The sequence below is a fragment of the Sphingobium sp. AS12 genome (genome assembly GCF_019097845.1).
Taxonomy (GTDB): domain Bacteria; phylum Pseudomonadota; class Alphaproteobacteria; order Sphingomonadales; family Sphingomonadaceae; genus Sphingobium.
The window spans coordinates 1-6981 of record NZ_JAHRGM010000047.1 but is presented as its reverse complement, the minus strand read 5'-3'; the positions used below and the strand labels follow the sequence as shown (position 1 = coordinate 6981).

Annotated in this window: 7 protein-coding genes and 1 pseudogene; all 8 read left to right on the top strand. The window is 58.2% G+C overall.

Annotated elements, in window-relative coordinates:
• Positions 1 to 270 precede the first annotated feature (270 nt).
• The 8 genes and pseudogenes from KRZ98_RS18020 to KRZ98_RS24660 all read left to right on the top strand — a co-directional run bounded on the left by KRZ98_RS18020 (position 271) and on the right by KRZ98_RS24660 (position 6701).
• Positions 271 to 765 (top strand): MarR family winged helix-turn-helix transcriptional regulator, encoded by a 495-nt coding sequence (locus tag KRZ98_RS18020; protein ID WP_024020669.1) that lies wholly within the window; start codon positions 271 to 273, stop codon positions 763 to 765.
• Positions 755 to 2371 carry an AarF/ABC1/UbiB kinase family protein gene (locus KRZ98_RS18015; RefSeq protein WP_024020670.1) on the top strand — a complete coding sequence of 539 codons (1617 nt, stop codon included), beginning with the start codon at positions 755 to 757 and terminating at the stop codon, positions 2369 to 2371. The genes KRZ98_RS18020 and KRZ98_RS18015 overlap by 11 nt, the downstream gene beginning before the upstream one ends.
• 70 nt (positions 2372 to 2441) lie before the next feature.
• Positions 2442 to 3383, top strand: coding sequence for an MlaD family protein (locus KRZ98_RS18010; RefSeq protein WP_169576747.1), 942 nt, complete (start codon positions 2442 to 2444; stop codon positions 3381 to 3383).
• 215 nt (positions 3384 to 3598) lie between these two features.
• A complete protein-coding gene (locus KRZ98_RS18005) occupies positions 3599 to 4471 on the top strand; it encodes an alpha/beta fold hydrolase (RefSeq protein ID WP_088189883.1) in 873 nt (290 codons plus the stop codon).
• 159 nt (positions 4472 to 4630) lie between these two features.
• Positions 4631 to 5395, top strand: a complete 765-nt coding sequence (locus KRZ98_RS18000; RefSeq protein WP_088189882.1) for a class I SAM-dependent methyltransferase — start codon at positions 4631 to 4633, stop codon at positions 5393 to 5395.
• A gap of 25 nt (positions 5396 to 5420) precedes the next feature.
• On the top strand, positions 5421 to 5606 hold the full coding sequence (locus tag KRZ98_RS17995; protein WP_088189881.1) for a hypothetical protein: 186 nt from the start codon (positions 5421 to 5423) through the stop codon (positions 5604 to 5606).
• A pseudogene (gene istB / locus KRZ98_RS17990) lies at positions 5603 to 6265 on the top strand (IS21-like element helper ATPase IstB); the annotation flags it as partial. The gene KRZ98_RS17995 and the pseudogene istB, both read left to right, overlap by 4 nt.
• Positions 6237 to 6701 (top strand): DUF5372 family protein, encoded by a 465-nt coding sequence (locus tag KRZ98_RS24660; RefSeq protein WP_368389852.1) that lies wholly within the window; start codon positions 6237 to 6239, stop codon positions 6699 to 6701. The pseudogene istB and the gene KRZ98_RS24660, both read left to right, overlap by 29 nt.
• The last annotated feature ends 280 nt before the right edge of the window (positions 6702 to 6981 follow it).

Genomic DNA, 6981 nt, shown 5'->3' with positions numbered 1-6981 from the left:
TCTTCGGCCCTATCGGGCACATCCCGCCCGCTGAGGCCGAAGACAATTACTATGCAGCCCTCGAGAACCTCGATATGGCTGCATAGCCAAATGAAAACTGCCTCCTGAAAACCCGGGGCGCTTCAGGCCTGGGCATGGTCAAGCATTGGGGTCTCACGATGATGATCGAGCAATGGCACGCCATGGGCCAAGAGGTGCCAGCTTCGTCGCAGTCATAACTTTATCCTCTCCCCTTGCCATGCCATCGAAGATTGAGCAAGGACATAACATATGGAACCTCAGGAAGTTCATTTGCGCGCACTCGCGACGGCCTTTGGCTGGACCTGGTACAGAATGCGGCGGCTGATCGACACGCACCTTGCGTCCCAAGGTGCATCGATGGCCCGTCTTAAGCTGCTGGTATATCTCGCCGAGCAACCCAGCCGCTCAACCGATATTGCAAGCTTCTTCGATCAGGCCCCGCGCACGGTAACCCAGGCGATTGACTGGTTGGAGCAGAATGATCTGGTCACGCGCTCGCCCGTTGAAGAGGACCGTCGTGTAAAGCTCGTGGAAATCACGGACGCAGGCAGGGCGATGCTGGAGCAGGCCCTGCCACTCTACGATGGCATTGTGGCGAAGACCTTCGGCAGCTTGACCGCGGAAGAACTGGAAGCATTGGATAGGGCGATCCTTCACCTCGACAAGGTCGTGGATCAACTCGAAACGCAAGCTGGCTTCCGCCGAGGTCGCGTCCCCACGCTCAAGGCACATAATGATGGCTGATCCTCATTTGATGGACGGGCCTGAAGCGGTCGCATTGAAGGAGCGGGAGCGGTTCGCACAAATCCTGCTTCTGTTCGGGCGACACGGCCTCAAGGGAATGGCCTCCCGGCTAGGTCTCAGACTGGGTGGTGAGGAACCATTTGATAGCGCTCGACCAGAAGCAGTCGTTGCGCTGCTGCAAGATATCGGTCCTGCAGCGGTCAAGTTCGGGCAGATTCTTGCAATGCGAAGTGATCTGCTGGAGCCCGATTGGATCGATGCGCTTTCGAAACTTCAGGACCGGGTTCCGCCGCTGCCGTTCGCCACCGTGCGACCACTTATCGAAGAGGCGATCGGCGGAACTGTGGAAAGCTATTTCGCCTCCTTTGAAGACGAAGCGATTGCGGCCGGCTCGATCGCTCAGGTCCATGCAGCAACGCTGCTCGACGGCCGGGACGTTATCGTCAAGGTCCGTCGTCCCGGGATCGAGCGGATTGTCGACGCCGACCTTCGGCTGCTGCGCCGCGTCGCCCGGATCGCAGAGCGCCGCATCCCCGAGATCGCGCGACTAAAGCCGGACGAACTGCTGCGCCACTTCGCTGAAAGTATCGATCGGGAAATGGACCTTGGCGCGGAAGCTCGCGCCAGCGATACGATCGGAGAGTATCTCAAAGCTTTCGGCGTGCGAACGGCTCGCTTTGACTGGGAGTTGTCCGGCAGGCGTGTCAACATACAGGAGCGGTTTCGAGGCGTTCCGGCAAGCAATCTGGAGGCGGCGCGGCAAAGCGACCTTGATCTCATTAGCCTCGCCAGCACCTATGCGCAGGCGATCCTCCACATGATCGTCATCAATGGTCATTTCCACGCCGATCCCCACCCCGGCAACGTCTTTTTCCTGGAGGACGGAACGCTGGGGCTTATCGACTTCGGAGCGGTGGGGACGCTTCTGCCACGACGCCGGGAAGAATTGGTACGGCTTGGCCTGGCGATCGCGGCGGAGGACACAGGCGGGGTCGTCGATATTCTGCTGCTTTGGGCGGGCGACCCTGATGTTGACCGTGTCAGGCTGGAAGAGGCCCTGGCCGAACTGATCAACCGTTTCAGCAATGTCCTGCTCGAGCAAATTGACCTTACCGACATTTTCCAAATCGTCTTTGCGATACTGCGCGACTTTCATCTCGCGCTCCCGCCCGATCTGGCACTGGTGCTCCGGACGCTGCTCACGGCAGAGGGATTTGTCCGGCGCATCGATCCGACATTCGACATCACTCGAGAACTGGCTCCGTTGGCAAAGGAACTGATGCGCGAGCGAACGAGTCCGGCGCGATTGCGTGGCGAAGCGGGCAAGCTGTTTGCAGCGCTTGGAAGAGCCGCCTTGTCAACGCCGAGCCTGGTGGGACAGATCGAGAGAGTTGCGCGTACCGGATCGATCACCGTCAGTATCGCACCCAGGGATCTTGAACGATTGCGCGGCGATGAGCGCAACAGCAGAGCCACTCCCCAGCTCTACCCCGCAGCATTGGGAATATGTGCTGCAATCCTTTTCGCCTCGGAACCGATCATCGCCGGGCTGCTGGCGGTGCTTTCCATTGCCCTGGCAATTGGCGAACGAGTGAAGCGGCGGTGATCACGTTCCAAATCTCGCGAAAATTAAAAGCTCATTTGTCGCGCTACCGGCTCCAGGATTTCTAGGTCACATGGAAACGCGTTCGAACTGGTTGAAGGTGAGCCTTGTTGTCGGCCTGCTCATAACCGCCGTCATTGGGTTCACCCTGTGGCTCATCCAGTCACGTGAGGCTGACGGGGCCACGTATGAGGTGCAGTTTAAACAATCGGTCGACGGCGTTCAAATCGGATCGGGCGTCAACCTTCTTGGTGTTCCCGTTGGGAAAGTAACCCAGGTCCGGCTCCAACCTTCAAATCCGGATACGGTCGTGGTCCGGTTCGTCCTTACCAAGGACATCTTACTCCATCGCGGCGTGACAGCGTCGGTCGATAAATCATTCTTCGATGGATCGGCAGAGATAAGCCTGGCGGGAAGCAACAAGCGTGAACCAGCACTTACAGTTCAAGCGGGACAGCCATTCCCGCTTGTACCAGTGAAGACCGGCGGCCTCCTCAGCGGCGACCTCAATCCAGGCGAGATGATCGCCAAGATATCGTCAGGTGCCGATAGCATCTCAAAGAAGCTGGACCCTGCCGGTCAGCGATCCATCGAGGAACGTCTTGGCCAACTCGCGCTGCGCTCGCGGAACTGGAAAAGCGATGTCAGTCAAATCGCGGGGGAGGCCCTGCAGGAAGACAGGATCCATTCTCTAGGGAATGTAATGGCTCGGGCGGGAGACGACGCGGAGAGGCTTCGCCTGAGGCTCGAGGCATCGCGGGGCGGTCTTCACGACAGCCTCGGCCGGCCCTTGCATGATGCCGAAGGCAAAGCCCGGTCTCTGGGCCTATCCATTTCGCACGCACGGCCCCGGATCAGGCAATTGGAAGGGGATGCGCAACAAATCGCCGAAACCGCCCGCGCCGTTCGCGAACCAGTTCGACGCGTGGGCGATGCGGCCAAGAAGATTGACCGGGAAGGCGTGGGATCTCCCAAACTACCTGACTACCGTCCCACGACTGAGGAAAGGAAATAGATGATCGCGATCGACCGCTCAGGAACAGACCGACCCTCGTCTTCATGCACAGGCGCGCAATCAGCTTCTGTGAAGCACGAACTCAGGACGATAGAACGACCCTCTCAATTCTTCGCGCGTGAGTGGATGCAACGTCCTGAAGTGGCGCAAAGGCAGAGCCAAAAATGGACTAAGGGGTTTATCTTCAATCGGGCCTGCAGGATCGAGACTGGTGGATGACCGGGAAGAACTGCAAAATCGATGGAGCCGCTGGTATCAGCCTGGCTGCTGAAGTGAAGGGCGAATGCAGGGCGATGCCCGTCTTGCTTGCCCACGGGGCGGGTCAGACTCGCCGCGCCTGGAAGCGGGTAGTGCAAGATCTGGTCGAGGCGGGGTTTCGCGCTATCGCTATAGACATGCGTGGGCATGGCGACAGCGACTGGTCGAGCGCAGGTGCGTATGACGTGCGCGACTTTGCGGCCGATCTCGTCGCGGTAGCATCAGGAATGGATCGCAAACCGGCTCTGGTAGGCGCCTCCCTCGGCGGCCTTGCCGGAATGATAGCAGAAGGAGACCTCGCCCCAGGCAGCTTCGCATCGCTCACTCTTGTAGATATAGCCCCGCGTATCGAGCCGGGCGGCGTGATGCGGGTGGTCAGCTTCATGCAAGAACATGTCGAGACTGGCTTTTCGTCTCCGGAAGAAGCTGCACAAGTCATTGCGCGCTACATGCCACATCGTCGCAAGCGCAGAGCGGGCGATGGCCTACGGCACTATCTCCGGCAGAAAGAGGATGGCCGCTATTACTGGCACTGGGATCCAGCATTTATTCGCAATATGGTGGCTGCACATTGCTGCGACACCGCGCATCAGGAGCAGCAAGTCAATATATTATACAAGGCTGCCGCTAATTTGACGCTACCGCTGCATCTGATCAGGGGCGGATCCAGTGATCTTGTCTCGGAAGGCGCTGTCGAACATCTGCGCGAACTGGCACCGCATGCTGAATATACCGACATTATCGATGCCACGCATATGGTTGCAGGCGATGCAAACGACGCCTTTTCTGCCGCAATTCTCGGCTTTTTAGGGCGCCAGTCCAGCTTCTAGAGGGACGAGCATGGGAGAAGAGATTTGCTCCTGATCATCGAGGGTCGGACGACTTGCTGTGTAGAGCGCCATACATTGGTGGGTTTGCCTAAGATGACACTCGGTAACTGGCTGCTGCCTCGCTCACTGGACTGCTATCCATAACGAAGGTGACGAAAGTTGACGACCAAAAATCTGACCGGCATGCTGGCCAAAAAGATGCCGCGGGAAACAGGCACCGCGCGCACAAAGGGCGAAACCCTGTTCCAGCTATTCTTTGCGCTCATCCAATGGCCTTGGCTGTTGAAAAGCCTTTATGGGGGAAACAAAGCTGAAAAAAATGCTGTTCTTGAGCGTATAAACCTTGAACAGGACGCCTTGCCTCATCTTGGCAGCTGGAAAGCAGACACTTACCTTCTTCACAGGATTGTTGATGAGATTGAAGTCCGACAACCGAAAAATGTTGTGGAACTAGGTTCCGGAGTAACTTCGCTGGTTATCGCCAAAGCATTGTCGCTTCACGGTGGCGGGCATTTATACAGCTACGATCAGTATGAACCGTTCGTTGAGCAGATGGGCATTTGGCTCGCTGAGCACCACCTGTCGGCAAGTTTCAGCCATGCTCCGCTGAACTTTCGGGACCAGGCCTGGCCTGGATTATGGTATGCCTTGCACGACCTTCCACAGACAATTGATCTGCTTGTCATAGATGGACCGCCTTGGTCAATTCATCCCTTTACCCGAGGAATGGCGGAACGCCTTTTCGAACGTATCGCACCGGGAGGCCTTATCATGCTCGATGATGCAGCAAGACCGGGAGAAAGATACGTGGCGCGACGCTGGAGGAAAACCTGGAGAGACTTCGAGTTCAAGTTCGAAGGCACGGGCGCCAAAGGCCTGCTAACGGGACGGAGGATCGACAGATCGGATAATCGCCAAAAGTGACGCTGTAATGCATTAGCGACTTCCGTTGCTGATTCCGAGGCAAGCCGAACTCGCGGAACTGCTGGCAGCCGAAGTGGCTGCCGACCGTCTCCCCGACATGGATGCCTTGCGGATACGCTTCGCTCCCGATCCGGCGGCGCTTCCCGACGTGGTGGTGGAACTGGTCCCCCTGGTCACCTATGATGTTCTCCTGGCGGGAGAAGCCGCATGAGCCGGAACGCTCCCGCTATCGACGCCCAGCGCCTGAGCCTCATCCTCAACGACCTGCGTCTGCCCGCAATCAAACTGATCTGGCCCGACTTTACCACGCGGGCCGACAAGGAAGGCTGGCCTGGTGCCCGTTTGCTTGCAGCGCTCGCTGAGCATGAGATCGCAGAACGGGACCGACGCCGGATCGAAAGGCATCTGGGCGAAGCCCGCCTGCCACCCGGCAAGACTCTCGACAGCTTCGCCTTCGATGCAGCGCCAATGATCTCCCGCGCCCGGGTGACGGCGCTGTGTTCTGGTGATGGCTGGCTCGAAAAAGGTGCCAATCTCATCTTCTTTGGTCCGCCGTGTGGGGGTAAAACCCATCTGGCAGCCGCAATCGGCCTTGCGTTGATCGAAAATGGCTGGCGCGTCCTGTTTACCCGCACCTCCGATCTGGTCCAGAAACTTCCGGTTGCCCGCCGTGAACTTGCGCTCGAAGCCGCGATAGCCAAACTCGACAAATATCATCTGCTGATCCTCGATGACCTCGCCTACGTGACCAAGGATCAGGCTGAAACGTCCGTCCTGTTCGAGTTGATCAGCGCACGGTACGAACGGCGTTCCACGCTCATCACCGACAACCAGCCTTTTGGTGAATGGAACCGGGTCTTCCCCGAGCCAACCATCCAGTGATACCCCTGATATCGACGGGCTGATCCGCCATGTAACGGTGACGTGCCCTCAGCATCCGCTCTTCGGCGAGCGGTTCGAAGTTCTGAAGCTGGTGTCTGATCGCGGGCCGGCTTGGGTGACTATCCGGGTGCCGCATGGCGGGCGGCGAAACATCCTTCGCACCGTCACCGATCTGGCTACCGCTCCGCCTGACTCGAAATCCGCGCCGTTGGTCTCAGGCTCCATCCTAATGCGAGTCGTTGCGCTGGCAGAGGCGTTGCGCCGTTCATCACAGGACGAGGAATGCCAGAGTGAACATCAGCTCTCCCCGGAGACGGCCAAAGATCCAGATATGGTCGAGCCTGCCGCCAGCAATCCAGCGTCAGCTGGCGGCGACGATAGCGCAGGCTTTGTGCTCGCGCCCAACTGCCCGCTACGCCGGTGACACCGATGTTGAGAGATTATGCCGTAGATGAACGGATAAGCACCACGCAGCAGGCCAAGCTGGCCTATGTCTATGTCCGTCAGTCGAGCGTTGTCATCGGTCGTGCAATTCTCCGCAAAAGTGGGCTTTGAAAATTCCCTAGTTGGTGGCCCTTTCATCTCATTCTGCCGGGGCTAGCCCCGGCAGAATGAGATGAGCCGACATTGTCCTCATCTCCTTTGCAGACGCGGAGACGGGGCCGATGATCCGACTTGGAGAATTGATGATGATCCTCGAACTA

What these genes read in the sequence shown, in the direction of transcription:
- KRZ98_RS18020 (WP_024020669.1), top strand. Translation starts at nt 271, where the DNA reads ATGGAACCTCAGGAAGTTCATTTGCGCGCACTCGCGACGGCCTTTGGC.
- KRZ98_RS18010 (WP_169576747.1), top strand. Translation starts at nt 2,442, where the DNA reads ATGGAAACGCGTTCGAACTGGTTGAAGGTGAGCCTTGTTGTCGGCCTG.
- KRZ98_RS18015 (WP_024020670.1), top strand. Translation starts at nt 755, where the DNA reads ATGATGGCTGATCCTCATTTGATGGACGGGCCTGAAGCGGTCGCATTG.
- KRZ98_RS18005 (WP_088189883.1), top strand. Translation starts at nt 3,599, where the DNA reads ATGACCGGGAAGAACTGCAAAATCGATGGAGCCGCTGGTATCAGCCTG.